Below are 17,247 nucleotides of genomic sequence, written 5' to 3'. Positions count from 1 at the left end.
TTCGGCTCAGTTCAGGTACTGGTCGCGGTCCGGCTTGTCCTTGTTCCTGCCCACCACGTGCAGGTGCTTGGAGCGGTCCTTCAGCTGTCGCTGCAGCCGCCAGTGCTGCAGCTGCAGCATGAACCGCTTGGGGCTGGCGCCCTTGACGTAGGCGAACACCAGCAGCAGCGCGACGACGTGCGGCAGCTGGCTCAAGAAGCCCGCCGTCAGCACGCGCAGCACCACGAAGCCCGCGCCGATGCCGGCGAACGCGTTGCCCGACAGGGGGATGCCCCAGAAGTTCGTCTGCCCCTTGCCGATGACCAGGCCGTAGGCGACCCACAGCACCGAGCCCATCACCCAGCCGCCCTGGTAGCCCGCCGGCAGCGGCATGAAGAGCCCCACCACGCCCAGCACGAAGCCGGCGAGCGCCGTGCAGCCCACCGCCACCATCAACAGCCGCTTCGAGCCCCAGTAGCTCTCCAGCCACCCGCCGATGGACCACAAGAGCAGCGCGCCGAAGAGGATGCTGAACGGCTCGCTCTCGATGAAGGCGTAGGTGAAGGGCTGCCAGAGGAAGAGGTTGCCGAAGACGGTATTGGGCGACAGCAGCAGGAGCAGGCTGTTGCCCGCGCCCTGGTAGCGCAGCACCAGGAAGAGCACGGAGCCCGCCACCAGGCCCACCGCCAGCTTGGACGCCGTGGTCTCCAGGCCGGGGACCCCACCACCGCCACCCCGGCCGCCGAAGCTGCGCATCGGTCGCATTCATTCCTCCACTACGGGCTCGACAAGTCGACCAAAGGTGGTGGAACCCCGCCGGCTTCGCAACCCCAAACGACGAAGGGCGCCCCACCCGGTCCCGGGAGAGCGCCCTCGTACGTCGACGTCCAGCGTCGAGAACCGCCGAATCAGGCCGTCTTCGCGCGGTAGAAAATCGTGATGGTCAGACAGTGGAACTCCTTGTCCGAGGACTGGGTCACCACCTTGTCCACCACCTCGATGTTGACCAGATTCTCCTTGAGCCACTTGGTGATGTTCTCACCCATGTTCTCGCGATCACGCGCGAGCGTGGTGGAGAACACCTTGACTCCCGTGAAGCTCGTAACGCCCATTCCGACCCTCGTCTCAAGCTGAGATTCTGGACGTTTACCCCGAGACGATTCCGCTATCAAGAAACGGGCCCGATTTACCGGCCTTGAGCGGTCCTGGCGGCCCCACCCCGCCCCCGCGTGGCGCCAGGGCTCCCACCGTCACGCAGTCGACAACGGGTGGCGGCGCTGCGGGCGAGGGCCTCGCGCGGGTGGACGCCCCGCCAGGCCCCGTGTCGGGTCACGGGCGCGAGGCGGCGGCCCGGCGGTTCTGGCAGGAGACCTCGTCCTTGCAGGCCGGGCCGATGCCCTCCGGGTGGGCGGTGAGGGGCGTCTTGTCGCTCTCCTCCACGCCGCACACGACGCACTTGCGCTTGCGGTTGCGGCGCTCCGCCCGACGCTGCTCGGCGATGGCCTTGGCCCGCTCGCGGGCCGTCTTCGCATCCACCTCGTTCGTCATCTCGCGTCCCGGTTGGAAGTCGTGTTCGGGCATCAGAGCGCCTCGACCAACACGGCGATGCCCTGACCGCCCCCGATGCAGGCGGAGCCGATACCATAGCGTCCACCGCGACGCTTGAGCTCATAGACGAGCGTCGTGGTGATGCGCGCGCCGGACGCGCCCAGCGGGTGGCCCACCGCGATGGCGCCGCCGTTGACGTTGGTCTGCTCGCGCGGCAGCCCCAGCTCCTTCTCCACCGCCAGGTACTGGGGCGCGAAGGCCTCGTTCACCTCGAACAGGTCCACATCGGAGAGCTTCGCCTGCGCGCGCTCCAGCAATTGGCGGATGGCGGGCGCCGGGCCGATGCCCATCACCTTCGGGTCACACCCGGACACGCCCCAGTTCACCAGCCGGGCGATGGGCTTCAGGCCGTGCTTCTGCACGAAGCTGCCCGTCGCCATCACCATGCTGCCGGCGCCGTCGCAGATGCCGCTGGCCGCGCCCGCGTGCACCACGCCGTCCTTCTTGAAGACCTTGGGCAGCTTGCGCAGGCCCTCCACCGTGGTCTCCGGGCGGTTGTGCTCGTCCTTGGAGACGACGACGTCGCCCTTCTTCCCCTTGAGGGTGATGGGCGCGATTTCATCCTGGAAGCGGCCCGCCTCCTGCGCGGCGGCGAAGCGCTTCTGCGTGAGCACCGCGTACTCGTCCACCTGGTCCTGGGTGAGCGCGTAGTCCACCGCGAGCTGCTCGGCGGTGAGCGCCATGGGCTGGCCGGTGTAGCTGTCCGTCAGCGCCGTCCACAGCATGTCCTCCAGGCTGCCCTTGCCCAGCGGCAGGCCCCAGCGCGCGCCGCGGATGACGTGGGGCGCCTGGCTCATGGACTCGGTGCCGCCGGCCAGCACGCAGCTCGCCTGCTCGGTGAGCATCAGCTCCGCCGCGGTGACGAACGCCTGGAAGCCGGAGCCGCACAGGCGGTTGACGCCCAGGGCCGGCACGGGGACGGGCACGCCCGTCTTCAGGCCCACGTGGCGGGGCAGGTAGATGGCATCCGCGCTCGTCTGCACCACGTTGCCGTACACGACGTGCTGCACCAGCTCCGGGGACACCTTCGACTGGGCGAAAGCGGCCTTCGCGGACTCCACGGCCAGGTCGGTGGCGCTCAGGTCCTTCAGGCTGCCGCCATAGGTGCCGAACGGGGTGCGCTTGCCGGAAAGAAAGAAGATTTCCTCGGTCTTGGACACGCTCTTCATGGTGCTCGTCTACCTACTCCCAAGGGGCGCGCGGTGCACGCGCGCAGTGATGGTCCTGGCGGGGTTTCAGGCCGCGCGCCGTCCCAGGAAGGCGCTGGCGACGATGGCAAGCGCCATCACCGTCCACAACAGCCCTTGCAGGTTCTGCCGGCGGATCTCCTTCCGGCCGAGCCCGCGATACCAGGAACGTCCGGCCTCCACCCGACCTTCCCACGAGAAGTCGCTGGCGGGCGTCAGGCCCTCCATGCGGCGCAGGTGGGCGCGCAGCAGACGCTCCGGTGGAGCGTCCTCCAGTGAACCGCTCCGGTAGACGCCGGGCACATCCAGGGCGGGCCGGCGATAACCGGCGGTGATGACGAAGCCTTCCGGGGCCAGGGGGGTGAGGAAGTAGAGCCGGGGCTCGCCGTCCGCCGTCTGGTACACGGTGGCGAAGACGCGCTCGGTGGGGTGGGCCCAGTCGTAGGAGCGCGTGGCCTTCTGGAGCGGCGGCTTCTCCTCGTGGCTGCCGAGCGCCACGAAGCCCAGGGCCTGCAGGTGGATGGAGACCTGCGCCAGCTCCAGGGGCAGGTCCATCTGGTCGGCGGGCGCCTCGGGCTCCACGCGGACCGTGTGGGGGAAGAGGAACAGCACGGCGCGCCAGAAGTTGAGCGCCAGGAGGACGATGGCGAGCACGAGACCCGCGACGACGATGCCCAGCTCGGCGAGGACGTTCATTCGGTGAGCACCTGGAGACGTGGCCCGCCCCTGGGGCTTGGGCCAGCGGGGCACCCTAGCCCAAACTCCAGGTGCTTTCGCACCACCCGCGTTCAGCGTCGGGAGGCGGTCGACGGCAGGGAGCGCCAGCGCTCCAGGTCCACGCCCTTGAGCGGATCCTTGCCCTCGAGGAAGCGCTCCAGGTGGCCCAGCGAGTCGACGCCGAAGAACAGCTCACCGTCGACCCACACAGTGGGCACACCGAAGGCGCCGACTGCAATGGCCTCCTCCGTGTTGCGGCGCAGGCGGTACTTGATGTCCTGGCGGCCGGCGGCCTCGAGCAGCGCGGGGGCATCCAGGCCCGCGGCGCGGAGGGCCACGGTGACCTGCTCGGGCGACTCCACGCCCTTCCCGCCGCCCCAGGCCTCCGCGTAGAGGGCCGACACCAGCCGGGCGCGGGCCTCCAGGTCATCCACGGCGGCCGTCACGCGCAACGGGAGCAGCGGGACGAAGGGATGCGAGGGAGGGGGGCCGAAGGGCACGCCCAGCTCGTGGGCGATGCGGAAGGTGTGCTTGAAGATATAGCCGCGCTTGGCGGGGACCTCGGCGGGGCCGATGTTGCCGGTGGCGTTGAGCACGCCCGCGAGCAGCACGGGGACGGGCTCCAGCACGCGGCCATGGCGCGCGGCGAGGGCGGGCATGCGCGTCCACGCGAGGTAGGCGTAGGGGGAGAGATAGTCGAAACAGAAGCGCAGGGGCGGGAGGGCCATGCCGCGCACTCTACCCTCCTGGCGCCGGCTGTTCGCCGTGACACCTGCGCGTGACGTGAGGCGGCGTACCTTCCGGCTCCCGCGCAGCGCGGCACCACACCCCTCCAAGAGAGCATCGCGTCCCGTGCGTTGCCAGAGCGCGCAGTGCTCCCTCAGCGGTGCTGCGTTTCACGTGGGCTCGCGCGCCCGCACGTTGCCGGAGCGTTCCGTCCATGATGCGGTCACTTCACGCGAGCCGTCTCAAGCGCTCCGTCGGGACTCCGCGCTGCGCTGGAGCGCGCCACGCAGCGACGTCGCCTGGGCCAGCAGGTTCGACGCCCGCGCCTCGGTGAAGGCCGTCTCCGCCGCCGTCAGCTCCGCCACCGCCGCGTCCATCGTCATCGCCCGCTCCGCGAGCGCCAGGCGCACGTGCCCCACCTGCAACACGTTGCCCGTCAGCTCCGCCAGCGCGAGCGCGCGCTTGAGGTGCGTCAGCCCGTCCTCGCCCGGCAGCAGCGCGGCCATCGCCCGGCGCGCCAGCACCTCGTCCCAGGGATTGGCCAGCACCGGGTCCATCGACCGCGACAGCGCCGTCTGCGCCGCCTCGCGCGCCGCCTCCAGGTGGCCCTGCTCGCGCTCGAAGCGCGACTGGTAGACACGCAAGAGCGTCTCCATCCGGAGGCCACTCTCACGCGCCGCCGCCAGCGCCCGGGGCAGCGACTGGCGCACCGCCGCCGCGTCCTCGAACAGCACGTCCCGGCACGCCTGGTACGTCTGCACGTGGCACTGCAACCAGCGGTCCTCCGGCAGCACCCGCGCCAGCGCCTCGCCGCGCGCCACCACCGCCGCCACGTGCTCGTGCTCGCCGCGCTCCAGATAGTAGGGCGGCGTGAAGATGGCCAGGTTGCGCTCCATCAACCGGGGGTTGCCCAGCCGGCGCACCAGGTCACTCTTCTCCGTGAACGCCGGCACGAAGGCCGCCGCATCCCCCGTGAACGCCGCGCGCGTCACCACCGTGAACAGGTGGAAGGCCCGCACGTCCGTGAAGCCGTGCGCCTCCGCCACCGCGTAGCCATCCCGCGTCGCCTGCGCGTCCAGCGGCTCGCCGCGCAGCGCCAGGTTCATGTTCATCATGTAGCCACCCATCCCCAACGCCCACGCCAGGCGCCGAGGCAGCCGGCCCATCACCTCGCGCAGCCCGCGCAGCCGCGTGAGCTGCTCGAACTGCGCCTCCACCACCCCCGCCGAGCGGCCCGTGTACGCGCTGAGCACCGCCGGCGCCAACAACGTCGCGGCCCGGTACGGCGACACCTCCGGCTGCTCGCGCCGCACCCGCTCCAGCAACGCGTCCAAATCCTTCGTGCGCCCGACGATGGCCAGCGCCATCGCCTGGAGGATGCGCAGCTCCGCCTGCTTCCAGAAGATGTCCGCCGGCGCCACCTGCGCGTCCGCCTCGCGCTCGCGGAACAATTCCCTCAGGCGTGCCGGCCGCTCGTCCTCGGGCGCCGAGCACGCCCCGTCGAGCTGCGCGAGCGCAACCCGCCGCCCCTCCTCCAGGTCCACCGTCGACGCCCAGTGCGCGAAGAGCTTCTCCGCGAAGGCCAGCGAGCTGGGCGGGTCACTCGCGTAGCCCACCTCCACCAGCGTCACCCAGATGCGCAACAGCAGCCTGTCGCGCCCCGGGAAGTCCGGCGCGGACTCCAGCAGCGTGGAGGCCTCCTTCAAGAGCAGCGTCGCCTCCAGCAACGCCTGCGCCTCCATCGCCGCGCGCCCCGCGTCCAGCAACGGACCGATCGCCAGCTCCGGCTCCGACGAGCGCAGGTAGTGCCACCCCACCGTGCGCGTCAGGTCCGGCCGCTGCGAGTAGAGCGTCTGCAGCGCCAGCGCCACCCGCGCGTGCGCCGCGCGCCGCTCGTCCTCCGACATGCTGTCGTAGACGGCCTGGTGCACGGTGTCGTGCGTGAAGACGTACCGGCCCTCCTCCTCCTGGAGGAACTGCCGCTCCACGATTCCATCCAGCACCGCGAACAGCTCCGACTCCGGCAGGTCCGCCAGCGCCCGCACCATGGGCAGCTCCAGGCTGCGCCCCGCCGGCGCCAGCCGCCTCAAGAGCGACACCTGCTCCACCGGCGCGGAGGACAGGCGCTCGAGCACCGCCGCCTGGATGCTCGCGGGCAAGGGCCGCGTGTCCAGCCCCTCCTCCGCCGTCCAGCGTCCACCCACGCGCGTCAGCGCGCCCTCCTCCACCAGCGCGCGCAGACACTCCGTGGCGAAGAACGCGTTGCCCCCCGTCGTCTCGTGCAGCCGCGCGACGAAGCTCTCCGGCACCTCCAGGCCCGGCAGCGCCAGCCCCACCAACGTGCCCACGTGCTCGGCCCCGAGCGGCTCCAGATCCATGCGCCAGGTGAGCTTCTCGTCCACCGTCTGGAACGCCAGGCTCAGCCGGCTCAGCTCCCCCGAGCGGAACGTGCACACCACCATGCCGCGCGTGCCGTGCAGCGCGCGGATGAGCACGTTGAGCACCTCCAGCGACGCGGTGTCCGCCCAGTGCAGGTCCTCGAAGCACAGGACGAACGTCATCCGCTTGCCCAGCCCCTGCACCCACTCCGCCAGCGCGCCGAAGAACCCCAGCTTCTCCTCGCCCGGCACCTGCGCGACGCCCGAGCCCTCCGCCGACATCGCGGGCAGGAGCCTCGAGAGCCTCGGCGACAGCCGCTCCATCACCTCCGTGGGCGTGTGCGGAATCAGCGCGCGCAGCGCCTGCGCGATGGGCGTCAGCGGCGCCTGCCCCTCCGCGCGACACTGCCCCCGTCCGAACGGCAGCTCCGCCAGCTTCGCCTGCAGCTCGAACTCCTGCAGCAGCCGCGTCTTGCCCACGCCCGCCGGAGCGCCCAGCAGCACCGCGCGCGACTGGCCCCAGTCCGCCTCGGCCAGCCCGTTCATCAGCGACTCCAGCTCCGCCGCGCGCCCCACCACCTCCGGCACGTGCAGGTAGCTGGAGCGCGCCGACAGGGGCTCCTCCGGCATCGGCTCGCCGCTGGCGTGGCACAGCGCCTCCATCAGCTCGGCGGCGTCCTGGAAGCGCTCGCGCGGGTCCTTCGCCAACAGCAGGAGGATGATCTCCTCCAGCTGCGGGTCCACCGGCCCCAGCGAGGACGGCTTGGGCGGCGGCCGCGTCAGGTGCTCGGCGAGCAGCGCCGCGGGCGTGTTGCGCTTGAAGGGCAGCTTCCCCGTCACCAGGTAGTACGCCATCACCCCCAGCGAGTAGAGGTCGGCGCGCCCGTCGATGCTCGCGCCACGCTGCCACTCGGGGGCCAGGTACTCCAGCGTGCCCTTGAGCTTGCCGGGGCTCGGGGTGCCCAGCTGGTGCATCACCCCGAAGTCCATCAGCTTCACCGCGCCGGAGCGGGTGATGCGCACGTTGCTCGCCTTGATGTCGCAGTGCACGTACAGGCGCGAGTGGATGAACGCCAGCACCTGCGCCATCTGGAGGAGCACCCGGTACAGCGTGCGCGTGTCCAGCGGGGACTCGCGCGCCAGGGTGCTCAGGTCCTGCCCGTCCACCACCTCCATGGTGATGAAGCGGTTGCCGGCCTCCGTCATCCCCCAGTCGAACACCTTCAGCGTGCCGGGGTGCTGCAGCTTCTTCATCGCGAAGAACTCGTGCCGGAACATCAGCACCAGCTCCTCCGTCTTCGCCGCCGTCAGCCCCGCGGGGACCTGCATCTCCTTGAGCGCGACCTTGCGCCGCTCGTGCAGGTCCTCCGCCAGCCAGATGCGGCCCATGCCGCCCTCGCCCAAGAGGCCCTCCACCCGGTAGCGGCCCGTCACCACCATTCCGAGCTCCAACGAGCGTCGCACGCCCGCGGCGTCCCCCGGCAGGGTGACGGGCGTGCGGATGCGCTCCCCCCACGTGCTGCTCGGAGGACGGCTGCGCTCGTCCAGGACGGTTGTCTTCTCTTCGTCGCTCACGAAGGCGGGACCGGAAGGTCGGCAGAATCCAGAAGTCGATGGAATATCACGTTTCCATGTATCGGGACACGCTCCGACGACACGGAAGAAACCCCTGCCCCCCACCGCCCAGGCAGGCGGCCTGATATCCGCCAGCACTTGTCCCGCGCATCGGGACTTCGGAGGTTGAGTCGGGCAGGCGACACCCACATCCAGGCAGGTGCAACATGGCGGGCATTCCTCGAGGACCCAACGACACGCGGCCGACGCGCGGGGACTTCCAGCCGAGGAATCGCGGCGAGGTGGAGGACGCGCAGGATGAGGGCGCGCGCGACGTGAGCCGTCGGCTCGCGGACGAAGACGCCGGGGACGTGGACCCCACGCGTGACACGGACTGGGAGGCCCGCGTGGAGCGCGGGGAGGAGTGGACAAACGAGCAGGTCCCCGAGCGCGAGGCCCGCGGCGACGAGGAGCCCGACTCGGAGGTGTCCCGGCGCGGCCTGGAGAATCCCCCGCCCGAGGAGTAGGCCTCCCACGCCCGCTCGGCCTTGTACCTCCGTCCAGGGGTGGGAGCAGACCCCTTGCGACGGCGGGCGCGGTGCGGTGATGCTCGTGGTTTCGGACGGTCGTCGCCCCACGGCGCGCCGCCGGCACCGGAGGAGCCCGAGCACCGTGAAGCCCAAGGTCCTCATCGTCGAGAACTCGTGGACGATGCGCGAGACACTGCGCCTGCTGTTGTCCGGGGACTTCGACTGCACGGCGGCGTCGAGCGGCGAGGAGGGCCTGGAGAAGGCCCTGGCCCAGCCGCCAGACCTGCTCCTGTCCGACGTGAACATGGAGGGCATGGACGGGTACGAGCTGTGCCGCCGCTTCCGTCAGGAGCCCTCGCTCCAGCACATCCCCGTCGTCTTCGTCAGCGGCTTCGCGCCCCGCTCGGACAGCGACGCGAGCCTGCCCGTGCCGGATGCCTACCTGGTCAAGCCCGTGAAGCCCGCGCTGCTCATCGCCGAAATCCACGCGCTGCTGCAGCGGGGGAGCGCGCCCGTGTCGGCGGCGGCCCCCACCGCGCAGGTCGTCACCAAGGCCTGAGGTCAGCTCCCCCGGTAGGTGGAGTAGCCGAAGGGGCTGAGCAACAGCGGTACGTGGTAGTGCTCGTCGGGCGCCCCCAGCTCGAAGACGACGGACACCGACGGGTAGAAGCCCTTCACACCGAGCGAGCGGAAGTACGCGCCCGTGTCGAAGGACATCCGGTAGACGCCTGTCTCCACGCGGGCGCCCGCGGGCAGGAAGTCGCGCACGCGCCCGTCGTCGTTGGTGACGCCCCGGGCCAGCTCCTTCCAGTCGCCGTGGGCCCCCTGCAGCTCCAGGGTGATGGGAACACCGGAGGCCGGGCGGCCGCGGTGCGTGTCGAGGACATGGGTGGACAGGGTGCTCATGACGCCAGCAGCTTCTCCAATCGGATGCGGGTGATTTTCGCCTGCTCCCCGGCGGCGATGCGCAGCTCCTCGTCCGGGGCGTTGCCCAGGCGCGCGCGCAGCAGGCCGAGCATCTCCTGGGCGCTCTTGCCCGTCGCGCACACGAGGAAGATGAAGCCGAAGCGCTCCTCGTAGGCCTGGTTGCCATCGGCCAGGCCCTGGAGCACCTCCTCTCCCGCGCCGCTCACCCCGCCCTGCTCCTGCGAGGACCAATTGGCGGTGGCGGCGAACTTCGCGCGCAGCGAGGCCACGTCGCCGATGCGCGGGTGGTGCGTGAAGGCCTCTCGCCAGTCCTCCGGGCCCGTGCGGCTCCACTGCTGGGAGGCCTCGGAGAACAGGTGCTCGGCGTCGCGGAAGGGCCGCGCCTTCGTCATCGCCTCCGCCCAACGCGAGGCGCCGCAGCAGCGCTTCAGCTCCGCGCGAGCCTCGTCGGTGGACAGCGTGTTGAGTCGCTCGAGCGCGCTCACGCCGGACGTCCGTGGACGAGCAGCCGGCTGACCCCGCCGTCGGGGAAGATCTTGAGGCGCACGTGGGTGAAGGGCCCCTTCGCCTTCAGCTCGGCCTCGAAGTGGTGACGGTGGTCCGCCTGGAGCTTCGTGCGCGGCAGCAGCTCCGTCCACGCCAGGTCGTGCGCGTTGGCGAAGTCCACCAGCGGCTCGCGCAGGTAGATGCCCTCGAGTGACGCGCTCTCCGGGAAGTTGCCCTTGTAGAAGGCGGTGTCCACCTCCACACGCTCGATGGTGCCGGGCACCGCCAGCTTCACCACAATCCAGTCGAAGCCCGGCAGCAGGCGCTTGCGGCGCGTCTCCCAGCCCTCGCCCATGTTGGCCGCGCGGCCGGGCAGGATGAGGTTGTCCTTGGTGCCGAAGAACGCGTCGTTGCACGCCACCACCGTGCCGCCGTTCTCCGCCGCCGCCAGGTCCACCGCGCCCTTCTCGCGCGTCAGCCGCGCCAGGTCCGGCCGCACCTCGCCGTGCACGCGGAAGCGCGCCACGCCGCCGTCCGGGTAGATGTTGAGGCGCAGGTGCGTCCAGCGCCGCTCGTCGGCAATGGCGAAGAGGTTGCGCGTGCCGCCCTGCAGCTTGAGCTGCGGGAGGATGCGCGTCCACGCCGCGTCCACCAGCGACTCGGGGGACGGCGAGCCCTCCACCTCCAGCGCGTCCACGGAGGCGTACTCGGGGAAGTTGCCCAGGAAGTGGTTCGTGTCGATGTCCACGCCGCGAATCACGCCGGGCAGGCCGAGCTTCAGGATGCACCAGTCGTGGCCGGGCACGCGCTTGCGGCGCGACTCCCAGCCGTCCATCCACTTGCCCTGCTCGGTGTACTTGTCCGGGATGAAGACGCCTCGGCCGGGCTTGAGCAGGTTCTCCTTGCCGGCGAAGAACTCGTCACTGGCCAGCAGGGCCTGTCCGCCGACCTTCTCCGCGGCCAGGTCGATGAGCTCTGTGAAGCCGACGCGCAGCTTCCCCTCTTCGGGTGCATGCATTTTCGTGTGTTCTCCCGATGGAATGATGTCAGGCGGCGATGCGCGCCGAGGACGGACGGCGCACCCAGCTTCCCGTGGGGCGCGGGAAGGGCTGCCCGCGCTCGTAGATGGTCTCTCCGCGCAGCAGCGTGCGCTCCACCACGCCCGCGAGCGTCCTGCCCGCGTATGGCGTCAACGGATGGCGGTGCTGGAGCCGCGACGGCTCGACGGTGAAGGTGGCCTCGGGGTCGAACACCACCAGGTCCGCGTCCGCGCCCGGCACGAGCGAGCCCTTCGTCCCGCTCAGGCCCACCAGCCCGGCCGGCGCCTCGCACATCCATCGCACGAGCGACTCCAGGCCGTGGCCCCGCCTGCGCGCCTCGGTCCACACCGCCGACAGGCTGAGCTGCAGCGACGCGATGCCGCCCCAGGCCGCGCCGAAGTCACCGCGCTCCAGCAGCTTGAGCGCGGGCGTGCAGGGCGAGTGGTCCGACACCACCAGCTCGATGTCTCCGCGCGCGAGCCCCTCCCACAGCCGCTCGCGGTTCTCCGCCTCGCGGATGGGCGGCGCGCACTTGAAGTGGGTCGCGCCGTCCTCAATCTCCTCGGCGGTGAAGCTCAGGTAGTGCGGACACGTCTCCACCGAGACATCCAACCCCTCGCGCCGCGCGTCGATGAGCAAGGGCAGCGCGTCCGCCGAGGAGAGGTGGACGATGTGCACGCGGCAGCGGTGCTTTCGCGCCAGGTCCATCATCATCCGGATGGCGTCCTGCTCCCAGCTGCGCGGCCGGGACTCCAGATAGGCGCGGTACGTGCGAGCCCCCTCGGCGCGGACCTCCGGCAGCGGCGACTCCAGCTCCGCGTGCACGATGAGCGGCACGCCGCGCCGGGCGAGAATCGGCATGGCCACGTCGAGCACCGCGCGGTCCGCGGGCGGGAACTCATCCACCCCCGAGGGGCACAGGAAGCACTTGAAGCCCGCGATGCCCGCGTCGATGAGCGCCTCCAGCTCGCCCGCGTTGCCGGGAATCACACCGCCCCAGAAGCCATGGTCCACCTGGCTCGCGCCCCGGGCCGCGTCCGCCTTGAGCTTCAGCGCGTCGAGCGTGGTGGTGGGTGGCAGCGAGTTGAGCGGCATGTCCACCACGGTGGTGATGCCTCCGGCCGCCGCCGCGCGCGTGGCGGTCTCGAAGCCCTCCCACTCGGTGCGGCCGGGCTCGTTGATGTGCGCGTGGCAGTCCACCACGCCGGGCATCACCACGTGGTGGCCCACGTCCGTCACCGACAGCGCGCCGAGCGCCTCGGAGGGCCCGGCGACCTTCTCCACCTGTCCGTCCTTCACCACCACCACCGCCTCGCGCAGCCCACCGCCCGCCAACACCCGGCGGCTGCGCAGCCCGAACTCACCCCTGCTCATGGCTCGAATTCCCTCTCGTCGAAGCATTCCAGGGAGCGGAAGAACGCCTCCCGGTCATCCAGGTAGAGCTGCCGCGTCACGCCCGCCGTCAGCTTGGGCAGGCTGTACTTCATGCCGGAGATGCTCGCCCCGCCGAAGCCTAGCGAGAGCAGGCACCCGAAGGTGTAGTTGAAGATGGAGCGGAGGTACGGCGCGCGGCCCGGCTGCTTCTCCTGCAGCTCGAAGCCCGGCCCCAGGTACGGGTGGCGCAGCAGGTCCGCGTGCGACTGGCCCTCGGGCGGCGTGAAGCGGTCCTTCCAGAGCGCGATGTCCGCGTGCACGTTCGCCAGCTCCGGCCGCAGCGACAGGTCCGTCACCGTGCCGCTGCCGACGATGAGCTTGTCGAAGGTGTACTGGCCCTGCGGGGTGGTGATGCGGGCCTGCCCGTCCACCACCTCGGCGTCCAGCCACGGGCTCTGGGCGTGCAGGTGGAACTGGGGGAAGGCGCACGCGCGGCGGTACGTGTCCGCCGGGGGCAGCTGTCCCATCTCGAAGATGCGGTGGATGAAGCGCCACTTGTCCGCGTCCGGCAGGTCCGCGTGGTGCTTGAGGAAGCCGACGAACTCCGCCCATCGGTACGGGTTGATGCACGGCAGCGACTTGCGCCGGTAGAACAGGTGCACCTCGCCCGCGCCGTGCTCCAGCGCGACGGAGGCGTTGTCGAACGCGGACGCCCCCGCGCCGAGCACGCCCACCTTGCTGCCCCGCAGGGCCTCGAAGTCGATGTCCTCGCGCGTCTGCGCGTACAGCTCGCGCGGCAGGTTCGCCACGATGGATGGGACTTCCCAGCGCCCCGAGCCGTCGATGCCCGTGGCGAGCACCACCTTGCGCACGAAGAGGACCTCGGTGGCGCCGGTGCGCAGGTCCTCGATGGGCACGTGGAAGCAGTCGTCCTCCGCGCTCCAGGTCAGCGCTCCGGCGCGCGAGCGGCAGCGCACGGGGATGTTCAGCGTGCGCCGGTACCAGCCGAGGAAGTCCGCCCACAGCTCCTTGGGGATGCGCTCCAGCGACGTCCAGGCGGCCTCGCCGTACTGGGCCTCGAACCAGGACTGGAAGCTGAGGTTGGGCAGGTTGTGGTCCGGCCCGGTGAGGTGCTTGGGCGTGCGCAGCGTGTGCATGCGCGCGAAGGTCTTCCACGGCCCCGCGAGGTCCTGCTCGCCGTCGTCCACCACGAGCAGGTTCGTCACCTTCTCGCGCAAGAGCCCGAAGGCGGCGGTGAGGCCGCTCTGCCCGCCGCCGATGATGAGCACGTCCAGCACGGGCCTGCCGTCATGGGTGTGTCGCGGGAGCACCCAGGAGCGCTTCGGGTACGCCAGCCGCTCGAGGTCCTTGCGGAGCGCGTCCTCCAGGGCGGAGAGGCCGGGAGGAGGCGGCATCGCGGGGCTCGGAGGCGGGATGCGCATGGCTCCATCGTAACCGCGCGCTATGTCGCCCGGTCAATGTGCCCCCCTCCCTGGGTGTGGGCTGACGAGGGGCTCCGGAGGGAAATAGCCGGGCGCGTCAGGGGTTGACAGCGGGTGTCCAAGCGCTGACGACGGCCCGCTTCGACGCTTCCCCGGAGGAGCCGGTTGGTTATGCTCCCCCGCCCTTTTCGCTCCGTCCCGAGGTCATTCGCGTGATCAACGCCTTCCCCCGCGTCCCGGCTCCCCGCAACGAGCCCATCCTCCCCTACTCGCCCGGTTCGCCCGAGCGCCGCGAGCTCCAGGCGACGCTCAAGCGCATGAGCGGCGAGCAGATCGACATCCCGCTCATCATCGGCGGCAAGCAGGTGCGCAGCGGCAAGACGGACACGGTGCGCATGCCCCACCGGCACTCGCACGTGCTGGCCACCCTGCACGAGGCGGACGCGAGCCACGTGGAGCAGGCCATCCAGGCGGGCCTCGCGGTGAAGGAGGACTGGGCGCGGATGCCGTTCGCCTCGCGCGCGGCCATCTTCCTGCGCGCAGCCGAGCTGCTCGCCACGCGCTACCGCCCCATCATCAACGCGTCCACCATGCTGGGGCAGTCGAAGACGGCCCACCAGGCGGAGATCGACGCCGCGTGTGAGGCCATCGACTTCCTGCGCTACAACGTCCACTTCGCCGAGCAGATTCTCGCCATCCAGCCGGAGTCCTCGCCGCAGACGTGGAACATGTTGGACTACCGCCCGCTGGACGGCTTCGTGTTCGCGGTGGCTCCGTTCAACTTCACGTCCATCGCGATGAACCTGTGCACGGCGCCCGCGCTGATGGGCAACGTGGTGCTGTTCAAGCCGTCGTCCACGTCGGCGCTGAGCGCCTGGTACTTCATGGAGATGCTGCGCGAGGCGGGCCTGCCCGACGGCGTCATCAACATGCTCAACGGCGATGGGCCCACGGTGGGCAACCCCACGCTGGCCAGCCCCCATCTGGGCGGCATCCACTTCACCGGCTCCACGCCGACGTTCAACACCATGTGGAAGACGGTGGGAGAGAACATCGGCAAGTACAAGCAGTACCCCCGGCTGGTGGGTGAGACGGGTGGCAAGGACTTCATCGTGGCGCACGCGTCCGCGGCGGACGACGTGGAGGCGCTCGCGGTGGCCATCGTGCGCGGTGGCTACGAGTACCAGGGGCAGAAGTGCTCGGCGGCCAGCCGCGTGTACGTGCCCGAGTCGCTGTGGACGAAGCTCAAGCCCCGGTTGCAGGCGCTCATCGGCGACATCCGCATGGGCGACGTGACGGACTTCCGCAACTTCATGGGCGCCGTCATCGACGAGAAGTCCTTCAAGAAGGTCTCCTCGTACATCGAGCTGGCGAAGCAGGACAAGGACGCGAGCATCGTCGCGGGTGGCGAGACGGACCGGAAGGAGGGCTGGTTCGTGAAGCCCACGCTGGTGCAGTTGCAGGACCCGCGTCACCGCATCATGCGCGAGGAGGTCTTCGCGCCGCTGGTGGGCGTGCACGTGTATCCGGATTCGAAGTACGTGGAGACGCTGCGCGAGGTGGACCAGAGCGCGACGTATGCGCTGACGGGGGCCATCTTCGGGCGGGACCGGAAGGCCATCGACACGGCGATGAGCGAGCTGCGGCACGCGGCGGGCAACATCTACATCAACGACAAGCCCACGGGCGCGGTGGTGGGACAGCAGCCCTTCGGTGGCTCGCGTGCGTCGGGGACGAACGACAAGGCGGGCTCGCTGCTCAACCTCATCCGCTGGACGAGTCCTCGGACGGTGAAGGAGAACTTCGCGCCGCCGACGAAGGTGCCGTATCCGTTCATGGACAGCGACCCCCACGATGGGGGTATCTAGGCTCGCATGAGCCGAGCATTCCCGGGCATCGCGGGGCTGGAGACGTATTCGCTGAAGGGTGACGACTGCTGCGTGGAGGTCATCCCTTCACGCGGCGCGCTCGTCACGAGCTTCAAGGTGGGGGACGAGGACATCCTCTACCTCGATGAGGCCACCGTGGCGGACCCGACGAAGAACGTGCGCGGGGGAATCCCCGTGCTGTTCCCCAACGCGGGTCCGCTGCCTGGGGACACGTATCCGGCGCATGGCAAGTCCTTCAGCCTGTCGCAGCACGGCTTCGCCCGGAAGATGGCGTGGGCGGTGCGGCAGGCGGAGGACTCGTTGTTGGTGCTGGGGCTGAAGTCCAACGAGGAGACGCTGCGGGTCTATCCGTGGGAGTTCGACGCGCAGCTCACATTCTCGCTCGTGGGACGGCGGCTGACCATCGACTTCGACCTCCAGAATCCCGGGATGGAGCCCTTGCCGGTGCATCTGGGGTTCCATCCGTACTTCCGGGTGCCGGATGGGGCGAAGTCGGTGACGACGGTGGAGACGGACGCGACGCACGGCTGGGACAACCGGACGAAGCGCGAGGTGCCGTTCACCGGGTTGGATTTGACGGCGGACGAGGTGGACCTGCACCTGCGGGACCACTCGAAGCAGGAGACCCGGCTGTCGCGCGGGCCGGGCCTGCGCCCCATCCACCTGTCGTGGAGCCCTGAGTTCAAGGTGATGGTGGTGTGGACGCTGAAGGGGAAGGACTTCGTCTGCGTGGAGCCGTGGACCGCCGCGGCGGGTGCGCTCGCGACGGGCGAGGGGCTGCTGCACGTGCAGCCCGATGAGCGGCTGTCGCTCGCGTTCGATATCGAGGTGTGAGCCTTGGGGTGGCGCACTTCGGTCAGGGCAATCGGCTCCTGAACTGGAGCCAGTCCTTCAGCTCGGGGTGTTTTTCCACCACTCCGGACTCAGAGATGTGCGCCAGCGTATTGAGCGCGCTCTTCATGTACCGCAGCTTGAGAAGTGTCTGCGTCGGGATGGTGCGCCAGTCTGGGGTGGCCAGGAGCTTGGCCGCCTCGTCCATCGACATGACGATGAGGCCCTGAAACCAGCTGTAGATGACGTCCGGGTCCAGGACGGCGTCTCCCGCCCGTGAACCGAGTTCTCGAATCATCCACGCTCGCAGGCTCATCTCCGAGAGTCGGACGGAGTGGGCGTTGTCACCAGCCTCAAGTCCCGCGAGGACGCCATAGATGTGCAGGGCGACGTGAGCCCAGTCCAGGCTCCGCTCTTCCCTGGCCCGAGCAGCAGCAGTGAACGCGAAGCCCACCCAGTTGAAGCTCTCGCCCTGCACTGGCGCGCCGATGACCAGCCCGTCGAGCCATGTCCGAACCTGGGGAAGCGGCCAGCCCAGGACGGTTTGAAGTTGGGAGGTCTTCGGTTCCATGGTCGTCC

The 17,247-nt window shown here is 70.1% G+C and carries 17 protein-coding genes; 4 read left to right on the top strand and 13 right to left on the bottom strand.

Annotated elements, in window-relative coordinates; translation table 11 throughout:
* Positions 1-6: 6 nt before the first annotated feature.
* From K8625_RS02130 to K8625_RS02100, 7 genes are all read right to left on the bottom strand, one after another.
* Positions 7-744 (bottom strand): DUF1751 domain-containing protein, encoded by a 738-nt coding sequence (locus K8625_RS02130; protein ID WP_223748542.1) that lies wholly within the window; start codon positions 742-744, stop codon positions 7-9.
* A 143-nt stretch (positions 745-887) separates the two neighbouring features.
* The gene (locus K8625_RS02125) at positions 888-1,091 is read right to left on the bottom strand and encodes a hypothetical protein (RefSeq protein ID WP_046715756.1); all 204 of its coding nucleotides are present in this window, start codon (positions 1,089-1,091) and stop codon (positions 888-890) included.
* Positions 1,092-1,308: 217 nt separating this feature from the next.
* Positions 1,309-1,527, bottom strand: coding sequence for a hypothetical protein (locus tag K8625_RS02120; protein WP_141323581.1), 219 nt, complete (start codon positions 1,525-1,527; stop codon positions 1,309-1,311).
* 32 nt (positions 1,528-1,559) lie between these two features.
* Entirely contained in the window at positions 1,560-2,756 is a 1,197-nt protein-coding gene (locus tag K8625_RS02115) for an acetyl-CoA C-acetyltransferase (RefSeq protein WP_223748541.1), read from the bottom strand.
* Between the two features lie 66 nt (positions 2,757-2,822).
* Positions 2,823-3,470, bottom strand: coding sequence for a hypothetical protein (locus K8625_RS02110; RefSeq protein WP_223781696.1), 648 nt, complete (start codon positions 3,468-3,470; stop codon positions 2,823-2,825).
* Positions 3,471-3,562: 92 nt separating this feature from the next.
* Positions 3,563-4,219, bottom strand: a complete 657-nt coding sequence (locus tag K8625_RS02105) for a 2-hydroxychromene-2-carboxylate isomerase (RefSeq protein WP_223781695.1) — start codon at positions 4,217-4,219, stop codon at positions 3,563-3,565.
* A 240-nt stretch (positions 4,220-4,459) separates the two neighbouring features.
* Positions 4,460-8,035: a protein kinase gene (locus K8625_RS02100; protein ID WP_223782049.1), complete on the bottom strand. Its 3,576-nt coding sequence runs from the start codon at positions 8,033-8,035 to the stop codon at positions 4,460-4,462.
* 341 nt (positions 8,036-8,376) lie between these two features.
* Between K8625_RS02100 and K8625_RS02095 the strand changes: the two genes are divergently transcribed.
* Entirely contained in the window at positions 8,377-8,676 is a 300-nt protein-coding gene (locus K8625_RS02095) for a hypothetical protein (protein ID WP_223781694.1), read from the top strand.
* 145 nt (positions 8,677-8,821) lie between these two features.
* On the top strand, positions 8,822-9,238 hold the full coding sequence (locus K8625_RS02090) for a response regulator (RefSeq protein WP_223748537.1): 417 nt from the start codon (positions 8,822-8,824) through the stop codon (positions 9,236-9,238).
* A 2-nt stretch (positions 9,239-9,240) separates the two neighbouring features.
* Here K8625_RS02090 and uraH read toward each other — a convergent pair whose 3' ends face one another.
* The 5 genes from uraH to K8625_RS02065 are packed head-to-tail and all read right to left on the bottom strand — an operon-like array spanning position 9,241 to position 13,948.
* On the bottom strand, positions 9,241-9,585 hold the full coding sequence (uraH, locus tag K8625_RS02085; protein ID WP_223748536.1) for a hydroxyisourate hydrolase: 345 nt from the start codon (positions 9,583-9,585) through the stop codon (positions 9,241-9,243).
* A complete protein-coding gene (gene uraD, locus K8625_RS02080) occupies positions 9,582-10,091 on the bottom strand; it encodes a 2-oxo-4-hydroxy-4-carboxy-5-ureidoimidazoline decarboxylase (protein WP_223781693.1) in 510 nt (169 codons plus the stop codon). The genes uraH and uraD overlap by 4 nt, the downstream gene beginning before the upstream one ends.
* Complete coding sequence (gene alc / locus K8625_RS02075; RefSeq protein ID WP_223781692.1) at positions 10,088-11,110, bottom strand: allantoicase; 1,023 nt, start codon at positions 11,108-11,110, stop codon at positions 10,088-10,090. Before alc ends, uraD begins: the two co-directional genes overlap by 4 nt.
* Before the next feature lie 28 nt (positions 11,111-11,138).
* Positions 11,139-12,506, bottom strand: coding sequence for an allantoinase AllB (gene allB / locus K8625_RS02070; protein WP_223781691.1), 1,368 nt, complete (start codon positions 12,504-12,506; stop codon positions 11,139-11,141).
* The gene (locus tag K8625_RS02065) at positions 12,503-13,948 is read right to left on the bottom strand and encodes an FAD/NAD(P)-binding protein (protein ID WP_223781690.1); all 1,446 of its coding nucleotides are present in this window, start codon (positions 13,946-13,948) and stop codon (positions 12,503-12,505) included. The genes allB and K8625_RS02065 overlap by 4 nt, the downstream gene beginning before the upstream one ends.
* A gap of 212 nt (positions 13,949-14,160) precedes the next feature.
* Here K8625_RS02065 and pruA point away from each other — a divergent pair, with 212 nt between their 5' ends.
* Together pruA and K8625_RS02055 are read left to right on the top strand one after the other, a co-directional pair.
* Positions 14,161-15,816 (top strand): L-glutamate gamma-semialdehyde dehydrogenase, encoded by a 1,656-nt coding sequence (gene pruA, locus K8625_RS02060; protein ID WP_223781689.1) that lies wholly within the window; start codon positions 14,161-14,163, stop codon positions 15,814-15,816.
* A gap of 6 nt (positions 15,817-15,822) precedes the next feature.
* Complete coding sequence (locus K8625_RS02055; RefSeq protein WP_223748530.1) at positions 15,823-16,671, top strand: aldose epimerase; 849 nt, start codon at positions 15,823-15,825, stop codon at positions 16,669-16,671.
* A gap of 22 nt (positions 16,672-16,693) precedes the next feature.
* On the opposite strand, the gene K8625_RS02050 is transcribed toward K8625_RS02055, so the two are convergent.
* The gene (locus K8625_RS02050) at positions 16,694-17,239 is read right to left on the bottom strand and encodes a hypothetical protein (RefSeq protein WP_223781688.1); all 546 of its coding nucleotides are present in this window, start codon (positions 17,237-17,239) and stop codon (positions 16,694-16,696) included.
* Positions 17,240-17,247 lie beyond the last annotated feature (8 nt).

The organism is Myxococcus sp. AS-1-15 (genome assembly GCF_020037055.1).
GTDB lineage: Bacteria > Myxococcota > Myxococcia > Myxococcales > Myxococcaceae > Myxococcus > Myxococcus fulvus.
The sequence above is the reverse complement of the archived record's forward strand: the minus strand, read 5'-3'. Positions and strand labels throughout refer to the sequence as shown.